The 17,202-nt window shown below is 54.7% G+C and carries 18 protein-coding genes; 9 read left to right on the top strand and 9 right to left on the bottom strand.

Annotated elements, in window-relative coordinates; genetic code table 11:
- Nucleotides 1-108 precede the first annotated feature (108 nt).
- Genes OLX08_RS07120 through OLX08_RS07110 form a run of 3 tightly spaced genes read right to left on the bottom strand, consistent with a single transcriptional unit; the run spans nucleotide 109 to nucleotide 3,219 of the window.
- Entirely contained in the window at nucleotides 109-1,380 is a 1,272-nt protein-coding gene (locus tag OLX08_RS07120; protein WP_391480603.1) for a bifunctional folylpolyglutamate synthase/dihydrofolate synthase, read from the bottom strand.
- Nucleotides 1,377-2,288, bottom strand: a complete 912-nt coding sequence (gene accD, locus OLX08_RS07115) for an acetyl-CoA carboxylase, carboxyltransferase subunit beta (protein ID WP_048598433.1) — start codon at nucleotides 2,286-2,288, stop codon at nucleotides 1,377-1,379. Before accD ends, OLX08_RS07120 begins: the two co-directional genes overlap by 4 nt.
- A gap of 55 nt (nucleotides 2,289-2,343) precedes the next feature.
- A complete protein-coding gene (locus OLX08_RS07110) occupies nucleotides 2,344-3,219 on the bottom strand; it encodes a CPBP family intramembrane glutamic endopeptidase (protein ID WP_391480601.1) in 876 nt (291 codons plus the stop codon).
- An 83-nt stretch (nucleotides 3,220-3,302) separates the two neighbouring features.
- Here OLX08_RS07110 and ilvD point away from each other — a divergent pair, with 83 nt between their 5' ends.
- The 6 genes from ilvD to OLX08_RS07080 all read left to right on the top strand — a co-directional run bounded on the left by ilvD (nucleotide 3,303) and on the right by OLX08_RS07080 (nucleotide 10,071).
- The gene (gene ilvD, locus OLX08_RS07105) at nucleotides 3,303-5,030 is read left to right on the top strand and encodes a dihydroxy-acid dehydratase (protein WP_048598431.1); all 1,728 of its coding nucleotides are present in this window, start codon (nucleotides 3,303-3,305) and stop codon (nucleotides 5,028-5,030) included.
- On the top strand, nucleotides 5,011-5,628 hold the full coding sequence (locus OLX08_RS07100; RefSeq protein ID WP_391480600.1) for a hypothetical protein: 618 nt from the start codon (nucleotides 5,011-5,013) through the stop codon (nucleotides 5,626-5,628). Before ilvD ends, OLX08_RS07100 begins: the two co-directional genes overlap by 20 nt.
- Nucleotides 5,629-5,743: 115 nt before the next feature.
- Nucleotides 5,744-6,514, top strand: coding sequence for a DUF6478 family protein (locus OLX08_RS07095; RefSeq protein WP_391480599.1), 771 nt, complete (start codon nucleotides 5,744-5,746; stop codon nucleotides 6,512-6,514).
- Between the two features lie 26 nt (nucleotides 6,515-6,540).
- The gene (locus OLX08_RS07090; protein ID WP_391480597.1) at nucleotides 6,541-6,909 is read left to right on the top strand and encodes a hypothetical protein; all 369 of its coding nucleotides are present in this window, start codon (nucleotides 6,541-6,543) and stop codon (nucleotides 6,907-6,909) included.
- A gap of 99 nt (nucleotides 6,910-7,008) precedes the next feature.
- On the top strand, nucleotides 7,009-9,036 hold the full coding sequence (locus OLX08_RS07085) for an FAD-dependent oxidoreductase (protein WP_391480596.1): 2,028 nt from the start codon (nucleotides 7,009-7,011) through the stop codon (nucleotides 9,034-9,036).
- 129 nt (nucleotides 9,037-9,165) lie between these two features.
- A complete protein-coding gene (locus OLX08_RS07080; protein WP_391480595.1) occupies nucleotides 9,166-10,071 on the top strand; it encodes a LysR family transcriptional regulator in 906 nt (301 codons plus the stop codon).
- Nucleotides 10,072-10,092: 21 nt separating this feature from the next.
- Here the strand turns inward: OLX08_RS07080 and OLX08_RS07075 are convergent, their stop codons facing one another.
- Genes OLX08_RS07075 through OLX08_RS07065 form a run of 3 tightly spaced genes read right to left on the bottom strand, consistent with a single transcriptional unit; the run spans nucleotide 10,093 to nucleotide 12,433 of the window.
- Nucleotides 10,093-11,025: an OmpA family protein gene (locus OLX08_RS07075; protein ID WP_391480593.1), complete on the bottom strand. Its 933-nt coding sequence runs from the start codon at nucleotides 11,023-11,025 to the stop codon at nucleotides 10,093-10,095.
- Nucleotides 11,022-11,714, bottom strand: coding sequence for a GNAT family N-acetyltransferase (locus OLX08_RS07070; protein ID WP_391480592.1), 693 nt, complete (start codon nucleotides 11,712-11,714; stop codon nucleotides 11,022-11,024). The genes OLX08_RS07075 and OLX08_RS07070 overlap by 4 nt, the downstream gene beginning before the upstream one ends.
- Nucleotides 11,711-12,433 (bottom strand): competence/damage-inducible protein A, encoded by a 723-nt coding sequence (locus OLX08_RS07065; protein WP_391480591.1) that lies wholly within the window; start codon nucleotides 12,431-12,433, stop codon nucleotides 11,711-11,713. Before OLX08_RS07065 ends, OLX08_RS07070 begins: the two co-directional genes overlap by 4 nt.
- Before the next feature lie 49 nt (nucleotides 12,434-12,482).
- Between OLX08_RS07065 and sfsA the strand changes: the two genes are divergently transcribed.
- Nucleotides 12,483-13,193 carry a DNA/RNA nuclease SfsA gene (gene sfsA, locus OLX08_RS07060; RefSeq protein ID WP_391480590.1) on the top strand — a complete coding sequence of 237 codons (711 nt, stop codon included), beginning with the start codon at nucleotides 12,483-12,485 and terminating at the stop codon, nucleotides 13,191-13,193.
- A 32-nt stretch (nucleotides 13,194-13,225) separates the two neighbouring features.
- Nucleotides 13,226-14,038: a type I methionyl aminopeptidase gene (map, locus tag OLX08_RS07055; protein WP_048598423.1), complete on the top strand. Its 813-nt coding sequence runs from the start codon at nucleotides 13,226-13,228 to the stop codon at nucleotides 14,036-14,038.
- On the opposite strand, the gene rsmD is transcribed toward map, so the two are convergent.
- Both rsmD and OLX08_RS07045 read right to left on the bottom strand, forming a co-directional pair.
- The gene (gene rsmD, locus OLX08_RS07050) at nucleotides 14,035-14,574 is read right to left on the bottom strand and encodes a 16S rRNA (guanine(966)-N(2))-methyltransferase RsmD (RefSeq protein WP_391480589.1); all 540 of its coding nucleotides are present in this window, start codon (nucleotides 14,572-14,574) and stop codon (nucleotides 14,035-14,037) included. The genes map and rsmD overlap by 4 nt on opposite strands.
- Entirely contained in the window at nucleotides 14,571-15,776 is a 1,206-nt protein-coding gene (locus OLX08_RS07045) for an NAD(P)/FAD-dependent oxidoreductase (protein ID WP_391480587.1), read from the bottom strand. Before OLX08_RS07045 ends, rsmD begins: the two co-directional genes overlap by 4 nt.
- Before the next feature lie 82 nt (nucleotides 15,777-15,858).
- On the opposite strand from OLX08_RS07045, the gene OLX08_RS07040 reads away from it, so the two are divergent.
- Complete coding sequence (locus OLX08_RS07040; RefSeq protein WP_341246170.1) at nucleotides 15,859-16,350, top strand: peroxiredoxin; 492 nt, start codon at nucleotides 15,859-15,861, stop codon at nucleotides 16,348-16,350.
- On the opposite strand, the gene OLX08_RS07035 is transcribed toward OLX08_RS07040, so the two are convergent.
- On the bottom strand, nucleotides 16,347-17,201 hold the full coding sequence (locus tag OLX08_RS07035) for a mechanosensitive ion channel family protein (RefSeq protein ID WP_391480586.1): 855 nt from the start codon (nucleotides 17,199-17,201) through the stop codon (nucleotides 16,347-16,349). The two genes, OLX08_RS07040 and OLX08_RS07035, sit on opposite strands and share 4 nt — an antisense overlap.
- Nucleotide 17,202: the final 1 nt, after the last annotated feature.

Raw genomic sequence — 17,202 nt, 5'->3', positions numbered from 1 at the left:
CCATGAATATCGCTACTGCCTCCACATATAGAGACAGAACGAATCAGTAGTCAAAGGATTTTCGAATCACTCTTTTGATTTTCTGTGGCGGCTGGTGTGGTGTTGGCCTCAGCCGTTGCTGCGTAAAATGGCCCCAGCAAGGTAAAGCGACCCGCAGATCAAGATGCGTGCATCGGGTTCGGAGGCGGTTATGTTCTCAATCGCTGTTTGCACATTGGATGCAATTTCTGATTGAAAACCAACACGTTGCGCTGCATCAGCAGTAGTTTGTGCAGGCAGGGTGTTTACTTCATCGGGAATGTCGACCGCAGTCAGGCTTTGGGCAACTGTCGCCAACGGGGCGAGGTATCCATCGATGTCCTTTGTGTTCAACATACCGCAAATCAGATGCGTTGAACGGTTCGGCAGTGTCTTGATTAGGTCGGCCATCGCGCGCCCCGCGGCAGGGTTGTGCCCACCATCAAGCCAAAGTTCTGCGCGCCCGGCAGCCTCTACCAGCGGACCAGTTTTGAGGCGCTGCATCCGCGCAGGCCAGCTTACGTTTTCCATTGCTGCGGCGCAGGCATCTTCACCAAAACCAAGGTAGCGAAGCGCCATCAATGCGGCACCTGCGTTCTGCACTTGGTGTGCGCCGGGCAGGGCGGGCATTGGCAGGTCGAGCAGTCCGCTTTCATCTTGAAAAATGAGGCGACCGCGCTCTGTGGAGACGTGCCAGTGTTGGCCGTGTACCAGCATGGGCGCGCCAAGGCTGTTTGCCTTGGCCTCAATCACATCAAGGGCCTCATCATGCTGAGGGCCAACAATAACAGGCACACCGCGCTTGATGATGCCTGCTTTTTCACCTGCGATGGCACCCAAAGTGTCCCCAAGAAATTGCTGATGATCCAAGTCAACGGGCGTGATGATCGACAGCGCGGGGTCCATCACATTGGTTGCATCAAGCCGCCCACCAAGGCCAACTTCAAGCAACGTATAATCTGCTTTTGTGCGTGAAAAAGCCAGCAGGGCCGCAACAGTCGTGATCTCGAAATAGGTAATATTCGCGCCGTTGTTGGCGGTGTAGCAATCGTCAAGAACTTGGGTCAGGGCGTCTTCTGTGATCAGCTCGCCCGCAAGGCGGATGCGTTCATGAAAGCGCGCCAGATGCGGTGATGTGTAGGCGTGCACGGATTTACCCGCGCCCTCAAGCCCCGCGCGGATCATCGCTTGGGTTGAGCCTTTGCCGTTGGTGCCAGCCAGATGAATGACAGGCGGCATGCGTTTTTGCGGATTATCAAGCGCGCTCAACAGCGCCCAAACACGGTCCAGCGTCAGATCGATGATCTTTGGGTGCAGCGCCATCATCCGTTGCAGGATGACGTCCGATGTATCGGCTGTCATTTCGCGTCTGTGATTTCTGGTTGTTCCGCAGGGGCAGGCAGATCGCCGTGGATTGCGGGTTTGTCTTTCATCATCATGCGGATGATGGTCACCAGTTCCGACTTTAGCTTTGAGCGGTGTGTCACGCGGTCAAGCATGCCGTGCTCAAGCAAATATTCGGCCCGTTGAAAGCCTTCGGGCAGTTTTTCGCGGATGGTTTGCTCAATCACGCGGGGTCCGGCAAAGCAAATCAGGGCGTTTGGTTCGGCAATATGCACATCGCCCAGCATGGCGTATGAGGCGGTCACACCACCAGTCGTTGGGTGGGTAAGAACAACGATGTAGGGCAGGTTTGCTTCTTTGAGCATTTCAACCGCTACTGTTGTGCGCGGCATTTGCATCAAAGACAAAATGCCTTCCTGCATCCGTGCGCCACCAGCGGCAGAGAACAGGACGAGGGGGCGCTTTAGCTTTACGGCGCGTTCGGCCGCCGCGATAATTGCGTTGCCCACATACATGCCCATTGAGCCAGCCATGAACGAGAAATCCTGACAGGCGGCAACGATAGGTGTGCGCAGGATTTCACCCTCTGCCACCAGCATCGCTTCTTTTTCGCCCGTTGATTTGACGGCAGCCTTCATGCGGTCGGGATAGCGCTTCTGGTCCTTAAACCCGAGCGGGTCAGCAAGTGGTTCAGGCACCGCTACGTCCAGATATACGCCACCGTCGAACAACGCTTGGAAGCGGTCGCGCGCGGTGATCGCCATGTGGTGATCACATTGCGTGCAGACGTTCAGATTTTCCGTCAGCTCACGGTGAAACAGCATAGTGCCGCATTCAGAGCATTTCTGCCAAAGGTTCTCGGGAACCTCACGGCGTGAAAAGATGGAATTAATCGTCGGACGGACGTAATTGGAAATCCAGTTCATAGAAAGCCCCTGCTACCTTCATTTCCCAGATAAGCCCGTGGATCAGGAAATGCAATCAGGCGCGTATCGCCCAACGGGCCGTGACCCACGCAAGCCCCATCGCGACCAGATCAAGCCAGATATAGCTCATCAATTCAGGATCATCGGCGCGGTAGGGAAGGGTGAAAAGCGCAAGTCCTGACAAAACGCCCGGAAGGCCCACGATAAGAAGCGCGCTGAGGTTGTTGAGCAAATGCAGGGCGATCGCAGGGGCAAGAGTGCCAGAGCGAGCCGTCAAATCAGCAGCGATCACACCAAATAGCACAGCCCACAGCGTAATTATCCATGCGTTTCCGCCGTTTGTTGCAGGGTCATGATGCAGCAGGCCGAACGCAATTGAGGGCAATAGCATCCAGATGATCGGGCTTTTGAAACGTGCGGCAAGCTGGCTTTGCAAGTAGCCCCGAAAGACCAGTTCCTCTGCGCTGACTTGAACCAGCGTCAGCGCGATGGCCGGGATCAAGAAAGCGGCCCATTTTAGTACTGGATACTGCTGGTTTAGCTCGCTCAATATGTCCCAAGGTGGCATGAACATTAGCGCGACCATCAAGATGAACAAAAAGCCCGCGCTTCGTTTGAAGTGTCTTTGGAACATTTCTTGGGGACCCAAGACGCTGACAAAGCTGCGGCCATGCAGCTTAAGTGCAGCCCATGTGCCCAAAATCATAAATGAGAAGGTACTAAGCAACAGCATCATGCCGAATGGTGTGGTGCCATTCATGGTGTTGAGCAGGACTGTCTGTGACGGGCTAAGAAACGTCATAACCGCAAAAAATGCTGAAATTCCAGCGAAGTAGATGGCCCCGATAAGGATTGTGCCCAATGCGATGCGCCAAATTTGTGGCTGTGGGCGGGCGGGGGCAATCATGGCTTTGAAAAACGGGTATGACATTTAGACACCTTTGATGCGTTCACACTTGTGGATCACTTAGCCCTGCCTTATCCAGTTTTCCAATGAATTTAGGGAGTTGAGCAATGACGAAGGTCGACAAATCCAAGCTGCCAAGCCGCTATGTGACAGAGGGGCCATCGCGCGCACCTCACCGGTCGTATTATTATGCGATGGGCCTGACAGAAGAAGAAATCGCACAACCGCTGGTTGGTGTTGCGACCTGCTGGAACGAAGCAGCGCCGTGCAACATCTCATTGAACCGTCAGGCGCAGGCCGTGAAGCTGGGCGTGAAGTCCGCCATGGGTACACCGCGCGAGTTCACAACCATTACGGTCACCGACGGTATTGCGATGGGCCACGAAGGCATGCGTTCTTCACTGGCGTCACGCGAGGCGATTGCGGACACGGTTGAATTGACGATGCGCGGTCACTGCTATGACGCGATTGTTGGTCTTGCGGGCTGTGATAAGTCCTTGCCCGGTATGATGATGGCGATGGTGCGTTTGAACACGCCGTCTGTCTTTATTTACGGTGGTTCGATCCTTCCGGGTCGCCTTGAGGGTAAAGACGTTACAGTTCAGGACGTGTTCGAAGCGGTGGGTCAGCACCAAGCGGGCAACATGAGTGACGAAGCACTGCGCACGCTTGAGCGCGTTGCATGCCCGTCTGCTGGCGCGTGTGGCGGTCAGTTCACAGCGAACACTATGGCGTGTGTGTCCGAGGCGATTGGTCTTGCGCTGCCAAACTCGGCTGGTGCGCCTGCCCCTTACGAGAGCCGTGACCAATACGGCGTTGCTTCTGGTGAAGCGGTGATGCGTTTGATCGAAAAGAATATCCGTGCGCGTGATATCGTGACGCTGGAAAGCCTGCAAAACGCTGCGCGCGTTGTGGCCTGTACCGGTGGGTCAACCAACGCTGGCCTGCACTTGCCAGCAATTGCCCACGAAGCGGGTATTGATTTCGACCTTGATGACGTGTGCGAAATTTTCCGTGATACGCCTTACTTCGTCGATCTTAAGCCCGGCGGTCAGTATGTTGCGAAAGACCTTTATGAGGCTGGTGGTGTACCAGTGGTCATGAAGGAGCTGCGTAAAGCAGGTCTGATGCACGAAGACTGCATGACCGTTACTGGCTACTCAATTGGCGAAGAGTTGGACAAGGTGTCGCTGGAAGCAGACGGTCGCGTGATCTACCCGATTGAAACACCGATTACCAAAACCGGTGGTGTTGTGGGCCTTAAGGGTAACCTCGCGCCAGAAGGTGCTATCGTGAAAGTTGCGGGCATGGGTGAGGAAGAGCAGTCGTTCACCGGTCCTGCGCGTGTGTTTGAATGTGAAGAAGACGCATTTGAGGCTGTAAAGCAGCGCGCCTACGAAGAGGGCGAAGTGCTTGTCATCCGCAACGAAGGCCCTGCTGGTGGTCCGGGGATGCGCGAAATGCTGTCCACGACTGCGGCGCTTTCTGGTCAGGGTATGGGTAAGAAAGTTGCTCTTATCACTGATGGTCGCTTCTCAGGCGCGACACGAGGTTTCTGCGTGGGTCACGTTGGTCCAGAGGCGGCACATGGTGGCCCGATTGGTATGCTGAAAGATGGTGATATGATTACCATCAACGCCATCAACGGTGAATTGTCTGTCGATTTGACGGATGATGAGCTGGCGGCACGTCGTGCGGAATGGGCAGGTCCGAAAGAAACTTTGTACGCCAGTGGCGCTCTTTATAAGTACGCACAGCTTGTTGGCTCAACACGGCTCGGGGCGGTTACGCACCCAGGGGCCAAAGCGGAGCGTCATGTATACATGGATCTCTAAAGCCATTGTCGGGCTGCTGGTGATTTCACTGGCAGCCTGCGCCTCGCTTGAGGGGGCGTTGCCAAGTTTCTCTGGGTTGTCCCTAGCCGGATCAAAGACAGAGCGCGTTGGCTCCCTCAAGATTGTACTCCCTGCGGATTACTGCCCTGACACCTCAAGCAGTAAAGACCGGTTTAGCGTAGTGTTGCCCTGTAAGGCATTGAGTAATGAGGTTGACGATTGGCCCAGTTATATCGCCGTGTTCACAACGTCAGTGGGCGAGAAAGCTCCGACTTATGGTCTGGGTCGTGCCAATGCCATTGAGGCCGCGTTGCGCTCAACCGAAGGACGTACGGCGATAAGCCGGTCGGGTAATCCGCGCAGTGTTGATGTGTTGGGTATTTGGCCCCAGTCCGAGGCGCTTTATGTGCGCATCAAAGACACAAGCACCACCCCGTTTGGCCGCGGCTACACGGAGCATTGGCGTGCCTTGAGCGTTGTAGGCGGGCAATCGGTAGTCGTGACTGTTGGGGGGTATGGCAAAAACCAGCTGTCCGAGCCTGATGGTCTGCGTGTTTTGCAGCGTTTCGTAAAGCGTATGAAAGACGCTAACCCGTAAGGCGCCACGCCAGTTTTAGGCGGCAAAAGAAATTCCCGTAGCGGGCTTCGCGCTTGGTGGGATTTCGTTTACGGTTTTTGGGTAATCAGTGATCAGTTCATTTTGGGAATAACTAGTGAAACTATCGGCCTCACTTTGGAATGCAGCATTAAACCGCCGTGTCTTGCGCAAATGGCGCGAGGCGGCTGTGTCTGCGGCAGATGCCCCATTGTCTGCGCTGCGCGCGCAACGGCAAACTGCGCGTGAGTTGAAACGCCATTTGGATCAGTTCGCGTTTGTGGCGGATGGCCGGTTGGCGCTTCCGTTGATTGGTGCGCAGGCCATGCAAGTCCCCCCCGATAGTGATTGGTCATGGCGCCCAGAAATATGGCGGGGCCCACAGGCGCGTAGCGGCATTGCAGCGGTGCAAAACAAAACCCGTTTTGGCAATGAAGCGACGATTTTCCATGACTGCGTCACTTCAGAGTTGGCCGTTCGGCAGTTGCGAAACCAGCGTGCAACGGATTTGTCGCCCTACGGGTTGCGGCTTGATGTATTTCACTTTGATGGCAGCTTTTTGTCTGTGGTGATTGATCTGCCCAAAGCCAGTGTTGATGGCCTAAGGCGGCGGCATATCATCCGGATGGATGCCCAAGTTGAGATGGAGAAACCGCTTGAGATATTTGCGCGGCTCAACATCAAGCACGGGCCAAACACGGATCAGATTGTACGCGAGTTGCCCTTGAACGGCTCTGACATATTTGTCGAATTTGATCTGGCATATACCAAGATGAACGAAAAGCGGGTGGAGAGAATGTGGGTCGATCTCATTTTTGAAGATCCCCAAATGAACGAAATTGTTGTGCGCGACCTGACGTTCAGCCGCCAACCGCGCGCTGAGTTTTGATTGGGTAAGGGACGGAGTATTTTGACATGTCGAAAATGAAACTTACCAAAACCCGTCTGCAAGGCGCTGTGTGGGAGGGGCTTTTGTGGGCCGATGATGCAGAGCCAGTCGTTGAGGTAATATATATGCAGCGTCCAATTAAGGATGTGCAGTTGCAGCCCACGCAAATGGCGGGTGAATATGCGCTGCGCATTTCATTACCCCATCAAATGATGTCGGACGGCGTGCATACGGCACTGATTACAGATGGTGCTGCTGGCAATATTCTAGAACGGATAACTGTCATGGCAGGTGATGCCTTGGCCGAGGATATTCGCGCCGAAATGGATTTGCTGCGTGCGGAGTTAGATTTGTTGAAACAGGCGTTTCGCCGCCACTGTGTGGAAACGCAGTAGCAACGCAGGGTGGCACATTGCCCCTAACGCCACGTCGGGGGTGACAGGCGGGGCCGCGAATGTATGGTTGACCTGCACGTAAAGAGAGGCATCCGTATTATGAGCACCTATCCGCATTTGTTAGCTCCGCTTGATCTGGGTTTTACCACGCTAAAAAATCGCGTGCTGATGGGGTCGATGCATACTGGCCTTGAAGAAACCAAAGATTGGAACCGCGTTGCGGAGTTTTACGCAGAGCGTGCGCGTGGCGAAGTTGGGTTGATGGTGACTGGCGGCATGGCGCCCAACCGCGAAGGCGGTGTGTTTCCCGGTGCAGCGGGTCTTTTCAATGATGATGACATCGCCAATCACAAGATCGTCACAGACCGCGTGCATGATGCGGGCGGTAAAATTGCAATGCAAATTCTGCATGCAGGTCGTTATGCCTATTCGCCGGAATGCGTTGGCCCGTCTGCGGTGAAGTCGCCCATTTCGCCTTTTGCACCCAAGGAACTGGACGCGGAGGGTATCGAAAAACAGATCAGTGATATCGTGACGGCCGCAACGCGCGCACGCCAAGCGGGGTATGACGGCGTTGAGATCATGGGGTCCGAGGGGTATTTTCTGAACCAGTTCTTGGTCACGCACACAAATCGCCGCACAGATGAATGGGGCGGCAGTTATGAAAACCGCATGCGCCTGCCCGTTGAGGTGGTGCGCCGTACCCGTGAGGCCGTTGGACCTAATTTCATTTTGATCTACCGGCTGTCGATGATTGATCTCATCCCCAACGGCTCAACATGGGATGAAGTTGTGATGCTGGCCAAAGCTGTTGAAGCGGCAGGTGCGACTATCTTGAACACAGGCATCGGCTGGCACGAAGCACGTATTCCTACCATTGCCACGTCTGTTCCGCGCGCGGCCTTTAGCTGGGTCACTGAAAAGCTGATGGGCAGTGTCCAAATTCCTGTCATTACGTCAAACCGGATTAATACGCCCGATGTTGCCGAGGGTATCCTTGAACGGGGCGCCGCAAATATGGTCAGCATGGCTCGTCCGTTTCTGGCTGACAGCCAATTTGTCCGCAAAGCGATGGAAGGAAAGCCTGAGCAGATCGCGCCTTGCATTGGTTGTAATCAGGCGTGCCTTGATCACACGTTTGGCGGCAAGTTGAGTAACTGTCTGGTGAATCCACGCGCCTGTTATGAAACCGAATTACCGATGAAGCCGGCGGAGGTTGCTGAACGTGTTGCCGTTGTTGGGGCAGGACCTGCGGGGATGTCTGCTGCGATTACTGCAGCTCAGCGTGGTCACGAGGTGACGCTTTTTGATGCACACAGTGAGGTCGGTGGGCAGCTTAACATGGCCAAGCAAGTGCCGGGCAAAGAAGAGTTCTGGGGGCTTGTGGATTGGTACCGCGCCATGCTTGCCCACACTGGCGTGCATGTGCGTCTTGGTGCGCAGGTGGACGCATCGGCTCTGTCTGATTTCGAACATATTATTGTTGCAACAGGCGTGACGCCCCGTGATCCGCAGATCGTCGGACAAGACGCGCCAAACGTTGTGAGCTACGTGGATGTGCTACGCGGCGGGGCGGTAGTTGGCGATAGGGTCGCGATCATCGGCGCGGGCGGTATCGGGTTTGATGTGGCTGAAACGCTTGCCCATGACGGGACGTCGTCGACGGTCGATCTGGAAGCATGGAAAGCAGAGTGGGGGGTCGGTGATCCATCGCAGACCCGCGGCGGGCTTGCCCCGACAGGTCCGGCGCTAAAAGCGAGTGCGCGTGAAATTACTCTGTTGCAGCGCAAGGCAGAAAAAGTTGGCAAACGGCTTGGCAAAACGACTGGTTGGATCCACCGCGCAGCGCTGAAGATGAAGGGCGTGAAGATGATTGCGGGTGTGAACTATGAGCAGATCACGTCCGAAGGCTTGCACATTAGCTACGGTGCTGATCGCACCAAGCCCGAGGTTTTGGCCGTTGATACGATTGTGTTGTGCGCCGGTCAGTTGCCAGAACGAAGCTTGGCAGATCAACTGATGGCTATGGGCAAGCAGTGCCACGTGATTGGCGGCGCGGACGTGGCTGCTGAGCTGGATGCCAAGCGCGCCATCGATCAAGGCACCCGATTGGCAATGACCCTGTAAGAACACGCTACTGTTTCCCGCCTTGAAACGGTGTTGTAATTACCGCGCTATTGTCGGGTTACTGTCCCAATTCGGCCTGATTTCGATCCCATACCCAACCCCAACGAAATGATTGTTGAGGTTGATCGCATGGATCGTCTTACTGAAATGGAAGCCTTTGCCACGGTTGTGGATCAGGGCGGTTTTACAGATGCCGCCAAGAAAATGGGCATTTCAAAGTCTGCGGTCTCAAAGCATGTCTCATCGCTGGAGGCGCGCCTTGGTGCGCGTTTGCTCAACAGAACGACACGCCGCGTCAGTCCTACGGAAATCGGGCTTGCCTACTATGATCGTGCGCGCCGTGTGTTGAATGACGCTGGCGAGGCAGATTCAATGGTGACGTCGATGCAATCGGCCCCTTCTGGTTTGTTGCGTATCAGTGTCGCGACGGATTTTGGGGTGAACCACCTGTCACCGGTCCTTGGGGATTTCTTGTCCGAGTTTCCCGATATCACCGTCAATATGGTGTTGAACAACCGCTACGTTGAGTTGATCTCTGAGGGTTTTGATATGGCCGTCCGGATCGGAGAGCTTGAAGACAGCACATTACGCGCGCGTAAGCTGACCGAAACGTCAAAGCGGATGATCGCGTCACCGCAATATCTGGCCACGCACGGTCGGCCCGCCAAGATTGATGATTTGAACGACCATAAATTGCTGCATTATTCCAACCAAGCCTCGGGAAATGTATGGAAGTTGACCGCGCCTTCGGGTGAAAAGCGCCAAGTTCGCACCGCTGGATGGCTTACGGTCAACGATGGGCAATCGCTTTTGAATGCTGCGATTAGTGGACTTGGCATCGCATATTTACCTAGCTTTCTGTACGCTGAAGCAGAAGCGGCTGGCTTGGTTGAAGAAGCAATTCCGGACCTTCCGGGCGAAACGCAGGGCATCTACGCAGTTTATCCGCCGGGTCGGTTTACCCAACCAAAAGTGCGCGCTTTCATTGATTTTCTGGCCCATGCGTTTGCCGAAAAAGGCCCAAGCCAGTGGTAGGTAGCACCGTTATTTGTGGCGCTACTGGGTTGATGTCACGATAACTTCCACGCGCCTGTTGGCTTCACGACCTTGTGCCGTCAGGTTCGAGGCGATTGGACTAAGATATCCCATGCCCTGCGCGTCCATTTGTGCCCGTGGTACGTTGAAATCGGATACCAATGTTTCCAACACAGCTTCCGCGCGTTTTTTGGACAGCGCGATGTTGCCGTTCAACGCCCCTTGGCTGTCCGTGTGCCCAACAAGCGCAATTTGCTGATTAGGGTGCGCGCGTAGATAGTCGGCCAAGGCCCCAAGCACGAGCGCGCGCGGGTCCGTCAACGTGGCAGAGCCTGTCATAAACGACAGCCCGTGTAGTTCCGCAAACCCATGAATTTTCAATCGCTGTGCAAGGGGCGCGGTGGTTTTGCCCAAGCTGGCGGTGGCAGGATTTCCCGTGACCGTGTTTGCTGTGGCCTCGGTCTCGATCAACTCATCTTTGCTGACTTGTGCAATTTGGATGAACGCCGTCGATTGGGCCGCACTGGCCAGTATCGTCACGCCCATATCGCCCTTGCGAAGGCTCACAAAACGGTAGCTGCCTAAGTCAACGAACATCGCGGGCGGAGAGATTACATCAAGTGCAAAGCGAAAATCAAAGCCCCCACATTGGGCTGCGCTGCATTCAAACATGGTGCTGAACCCTTGCTCTGCCAGTTGCTCAACCAAGGGTGTTGTCATTTGTTTAGGTGTCAGCCCTGAGGCATCAATGCGCCAAGCACGCGTAGTTACTGTTCCCTCAATAATCGGTCCACTTGGGTCACTGGCGCCATTTATAGGCGCATCAACCAGCCGGAGTTCGCTATCTGCTGCAGTGTTTTGTGCGGTCTGAACAGCATTCGAGGGGACTGACAGTGTTGCAGCGCTGGCAAGTGTGGGCAGTAGAAATAGGATAAGAAAAACTCGGTAAATCATACGGTCCCTCGGATGCGGTAATGGTACCCCACGGCTTTTTCAAAGCCTAAGTTTTGGTAGAGGGCGTTTGCGCCGGTATTTGCGGTTGTTACCAGTACGGCCAAGTGGCGCGCTCCGTTTTCGGCGGCCCAATATGCGGCGTGCTTCAAGATGTCTGTGGCAACGTTGGTGCGGCGTGCGTGGGTCAGTACCTCAAGGGCGTGCAGCATGGCCAATTCTCCGTCTATTGCTGCAAATGCGACACCGGCTGCGCGGTCATTGTCGCGGCATAGAAACCCCGCCTTGGTTGTCTGGACCCGTTCCATCGATGCGATACGTTCTGGCCCAATGCCGCCAGTCGCCCAAACTTCTGCCATCACGGCCAATTCCGGCCATCCAGTGAAAACCCGCGTTGGACCTGATGCTTGGGCGATTTTTTCAACGTTGATCACGTAGGCCGTGACAGGATCCTTGACCGCATAGCCGCGGTTCTCAAGGGCTGTGTCTAGCGCACTTTGGTCCCCGCGCACCATAAACAATGGGCGATCAGGTATGTCATCCGGCACGCCACCACTGGTTAACTCTAAAGTAGTCGCGTTAAGCCGGCTTCCGGCACCAACCGCTTTACGGTGCACCCATGGCCCATCAGTTGTGACTGTTTCAGAGGGCCAAGTCACATCAATGGCAGCATAAAGCGCGTCGGAATTCATTCGGCAAAAAGCGCTTCTAGTTGGCTTAATGCCATTTCCAACCGTGCCTCATCCGTGCCGCGCATCACAATATTTGCGCCAAATTTTCCGTCCTTCTGGAACGGATATGAGCCAATGGACAGGTCAGAGAACTCGGCTGCAAGCGCGCCTAGTGGTCCCGCAATGTCACCTTCGCCGCGATCAATGCGCAGTGTGCGCGACATAAGCGGCGCGCCACCTGTTAATGTGGGCAAGACGGTCGCGACCATTGCTTGGAATACGGATGGAACACCGGCCATGACGTGGACATTTTGGACCGTGAAGCCCGGGGCCACAGAAACCGGATTATCAATCAAGGTTGCGCTGTCTGGAATGCGGGCCATGCGGAGCCGCGCTTCGTTTAACTCGGAGCCCGTTTTTGCGTAATGCGTGGCCAGCAAAGCGCGGGCATCATCGCGCACATCAATATGGTCATCGAACGCGGCTGCGATGCAATCTGCTGTGATATCGTCGTGGGTTGGGCCGATACCGCCACTGGTAAAGACTGTGTCATAGGCGGCCGAAAGTGCCTTTACCGCATTGATAATTGCGGGTGCATCATCGCTTACAACACGCACCTCGCGCAGATCAATGCCAGCTTCCGTTAGTTGTCCGGCAAGGTGGTGCATGTTGGCATCACGCGTGCGACCTGACAAAATTTCATCGCCGATCACTAGCATGGCTGCTGTTGGATTGCTCATGTCGCGTGGTTCCTTATCATGTGTTTTGCAATTCTATAGGCCAGCCACCATGCGCTTTCAAACCCAACTGATCCCCGCAACGCTTATCCGGCGGTATAACCGCTTTTTATCGGACATGCGGCTCGAAAATGGTGAGGTCGTTCGTGCCCACTGTCCCAATCCCGGGGCCATGACTGGCCTGAAGGATGAGGGGGCGATCTGTTGGCTTGAGCCGAATGATGATCCCAAGAAAAAGCTGAAATATGGCTGGCGGCTTGTGGAAGTTGAAGGGCAGTGCGTGAACATCGACACCTCGCTGCCCAATCGCATTGTTCAGGAGGCGCTTGAGGCGCGGTTGATTGACGAATTGCTGCCTTATGATGCTGTGTTGCCCGAGCAAAAATACAGTGCAAACAGCCGCATTGATTTCCTGCTACGTGGGCCCGCAGGTGATACTTACGTTGAGGTGAAAAGCGTCACCATGAAACGCGGACGCTGTGCGGTGTTCCCAGACAGTGTAACCACCCGCGGCGCCAAACATCTGGCTGATCTAGAGCAGATGGTCAAAAGCGGGCACCGTGCGGTTATGTTGTATTTGGTGAGCCGGATGGATTGTGAAGAGTTTGGGTTGGCGGGTGATATTGATCCCAAATATGCCCGCGCTTTTGATGCCGCTCGGGAGGCTGGCGTTGAGGTGCTTTGCTTTGACACGTGCATCTCGCCGACTGACATTGTTCTTGGCAAAGCGCTGCCCATCGACAAATCACCGCAAGCGACCTAGAACCCCCTCGAATTGATGAAAAGGCCCAGTTGATGAACGATCCAAAGCATACGCGTGTGACCAAAGACGGCATCCATATTTACCACCCCGATGATCACGCGGGCATGCATGTGGCCGGTAAATTGGCGGCCGAGATTTTGGACGCAATGGTGGATCACGTTTTCGTCGGCCAAACCACGGGCGAGATTGACCGGATCATCACGCAGATGGTTGAGGACGCAGGCGCAATTTCAGCGACCATCGGGTATCGCGGGTATCAACACGCCAGCTGTATCAGCGTGAACCATGTGGTTTGCCACGGCATCCCCGGCGATAAAAAGCTGAAAGACGGTGACATCCTGAACATCGATGTGACGGTCATTGTAGATGGTTGGTATGGTGACACGAGCCGAATGTATGTGGCAGGCAAACTGCCCCGCAAGGCTGAACGTTTGATCCAAGTGACCCATGATGCGTTGATGTTGGGGATTGAGGCGGCAAAGCCCGGTAACACCTTTGGGGATATTGGCTACGCGATCCAAAGTTATGTGGAGGCGCAGCGTATGTCTGTGGTTCGCGACTTTTGTGGGCACGGCCTTGGACGCGTGTTTCACGCCCCGCCCAATGTGCTGCACTATGGCCGTGAAGGGCGCGGCGCTGTGCTTGAAGAAGGGATGTTCTTCACCATTGAGCCGATGGTAAACTTAGGCCGCCCCGAGACTAAAGTGCTTGCTGATGATTGGACTGCCGTAACGCGGGATAAATCGTTGTCAGCGCAGTTTGAACATTCGATCGGGATCACTGCAGATGGCGCGGATATCTTCACGCAAAGCCCAAAATCGCTGTTCCACCCAACTTATAGCTAGGGCGCGTCCAAGAGCGTAATCCACGTTGCGCCGAATTGGCGTTGGTCGCGAAGCTTGAACCCATAAGGCGGCGCAATGGGGCAGTTGTCTTCACATACGATGAGCGCGTCTTCTTCAATATGTGCCGCGATGTGACGCAAAGTTTTCCCCACAAGATCTTTGCCGTAGGGCGGGTCCAAAAAGACCAGTGAAGCTTCAAAGCGAACCGGTAAAATGACGCGCGTTGCATCTTGGCAGATCACTTTGGCGGCCGCCTCACAGCGTTCGATATTTTGGGACAAAAGCTTTTGGGCAGCGCGCCCGTCATCCACGAACAGACACTCTTTCGCGCCGCGCGATAGCGCCTCAAGGCCAAGCGCGCCAGTGCCTGCGAACAGATCTAGCACGATGTGGTTTTCAAAATCGATGTGGTTGTTCAAGATGTTGAACAACGTCTCGCGAACGCGGTCGGTAGTTGGCCTAAGATGCTTGGCGGCGTCCCCTTTGCCAACTTCAGCCAAGCGAATGCCACGGTTTTTACCGCCGATAATCCTCATGCGCGTAGCAGGTCTTTCAACTCTGTTTCAGCATTACTTACGACATCAGCGGCTGGTGATTTGCCGGCCTCAATAAGTCGTTTGGCGACCATGAACGCCCGTGGGTCATTCATTGCGTCAACGGCCAAGAGTGTGTCTCCGGCATAGTACCAGTGGCTAAGACCGCCGTCTGTGTCGCGGACAGCGATCTGGTCAAAGCCGGTGTTGAGACCCGCAATCTGTAGTTTAATGTGGTATTGATCAGACCAAAACCACGGCTTTGGGTCATAGGCTTTCTGTGCGCCCAGAATGTTTTCAGCGACCAATTCTGCCTGATCAATGGCGTTTTGAACGCTTTCAAGGCGCATCTGCGCGTCTCGCCATGGAAAACTTGCGCAATCACCCGCGGCCCAGATGTTAGGCACGGAAGTCTGACCAAATGTGTCCGTCCAAATGCCGTTATCAATTTTGAGGCCTGCGTCTTTTGCCAGACTATCCGCAGGTGCAATACCAACGCCTACGATGACAAAATCCACATCCAAGGTGCTTCCGTCCGTCAGCTTAGCGCCACTCACGTGCCCCTCACCAATCAGATGTTCAAGGCCTACACCTTCACGCAAGTCCACACCGTTTTCTTTGTGCAGCGCGCGGAAATAAGCAGATGTTTCGGCGCAGGCGACACGCTGCAAAATACGTTCGTTCATTTCGACTAGCGTAATCTGGACCCCTTTTTTCGCGGCGACTGCAGCGGCTTCAAGCCCGATGTAGCCCCCGCCAACGATCAATACATGACCGCCTTTGTTGATAGGACCGGCCATCGCGTCCACGTCCGCCAGATCACGCACGGTGAATACCCCATCAAGCGCCCCGCCGATTTGCGCGGGAAGTTTGCGCGGCGTTGAACCGGTTGCAAAGACCAATTGGTCGTAGGCAATCACCTCGCCTGCCAAATGGACTTCGCGGCTTGCGGTATCAATCCGCTCAACACGTGTATTTAGGCGCAACGTGATGTTTTGCTCGTCATAATAATCAGCGGGCCGCAGGTAGAGACGCTCTTGGGTCATGTCGCCAAGCAGGTACGCTTTTGAAAGCGGGGGTCTTTGATATGGGGGCACGGGCTCTTCGCCGATCAGGGTGATCTGGCCTTCAAATTGCAGCATCCGCAATTTGGCAACCAGTGACGCGCCTGCCTGTCCTGCGCCAATTACAACGATATGTTCCATTTCTTTTGCGCCCCCGCTGGCCGAACCATTCTTTGCGGCTATAGTTAAGCCAGTTATATCAATCAATGAAGCGAGATAATTCATGACCATTTCAGTTGGCGATACCCTTCCCGAAGCCACGTTTGTTCGTTTGGGTGAAAACGGCCCAGAAGAGGTGACAACAGCCACCCTGACAGCAGGTCGCAAAGTTGTCTTTTTCGCGGTGCCTGGGGCCTACACGCCGACGTGCCACTCTGCGCATGTGCCCAGCTTTATCCGCACAAAAGCGCAATTTGATGCAAAAGGCGTTGATGAAATCATCTGTGTGTCCGTAAACGACCCATTCGTGATGAAGGCATGGGGCGAGACAACGGGTGCCGCTGATGCAGGCCTTACAATGTTGTCTGATGCAGAATCAACTTTCACCAAGGCATTGGGAATGGATTTTGATGCCCCACCCGCAGGCCTTTTGGCGCGCTCAAAGCGCTACGCGATGCTGGTGGAAGACGGTAAAGTTGTCATCTTGAACGCTGAAGCCTCGCCCGGTGAATGTGAAATTTCTGCGGGCGAAGGCTTGCTGGATTCGATGGCTTAATCGCTGACGTTGACGATGGTGCGGGTTGGGAACGGAATATCGATCTTGCCCGCATCAAGCGCTTCTTTGACAGCGCGTTTCATGTCCGCTTGGTAGGCGAAGTATTCATCGGCCGAGCACCAGACGCGGACCAAAAAGTCTACGCTGCTGTCCCCAAGATTGTTTACCTGAATGAACGGCTCCGGATCGCGGAATGAACGGGGATCGGCCATGATTGTATCGGTGATGATCCGCTGCGCATCCGCCAGATTTGCGCCGTAGCCCACGCCAAATGTCCACTCTGCCCGACGTGTGTTGTTGGCCGAGTAGTTGTGGATGGTGTTTCCCCATACCTCTGCGTTGGGAATGATGACTTTCACATTGCTCAGGTCAGCTAGCTCAATGAAGTTGAGGTTGATCGCTTTGATCGTACCCATGACATTGTTGACCGCAACGAAATCGCCAAGTTTGACGGGTCGGAAGAAGATGATCATCACGCCAGCGGCCACATTGGACAGCGTGCCTTGAAGAGCCAGACCAATCGCCAGACCGGCTGCACCAACAACCGCAACAATTGACGTGGTTTGAATGCCCACGGTGTTGAGCAAAAACAGCAGTGTGAAGCCCAGAATGACATAGCGGGCAATGTTACTCAGGAAATCGAACAAGGTCGCATCAAGGCGCGCGTGGACTTCAGACAGGCGTTTGATCCGCTTTTGTGCTGCACCTGAAATCATGAAGCCGAGCACAAGGATGACAACTGCCGACACGGTTGTGCCAAGGACCGAGACAAGGAAATCAAGCGTAAGGTAATCGGCGACTGAATTGCCGTTATAGATTTCGGTCTGCAAAATTTTCGTCAGGTATTCCATT

The organism is Nereida ignava, from assembly GCF_047114695.1.
Lineage (GTDB): Bacteria > Pseudomonadota > Alphaproteobacteria > Rhodobacterales > Rhodobacteraceae > Nereida > Nereida ignava.
This window is presented reverse-complemented; position numbering and strand designations above follow the sequence as displayed.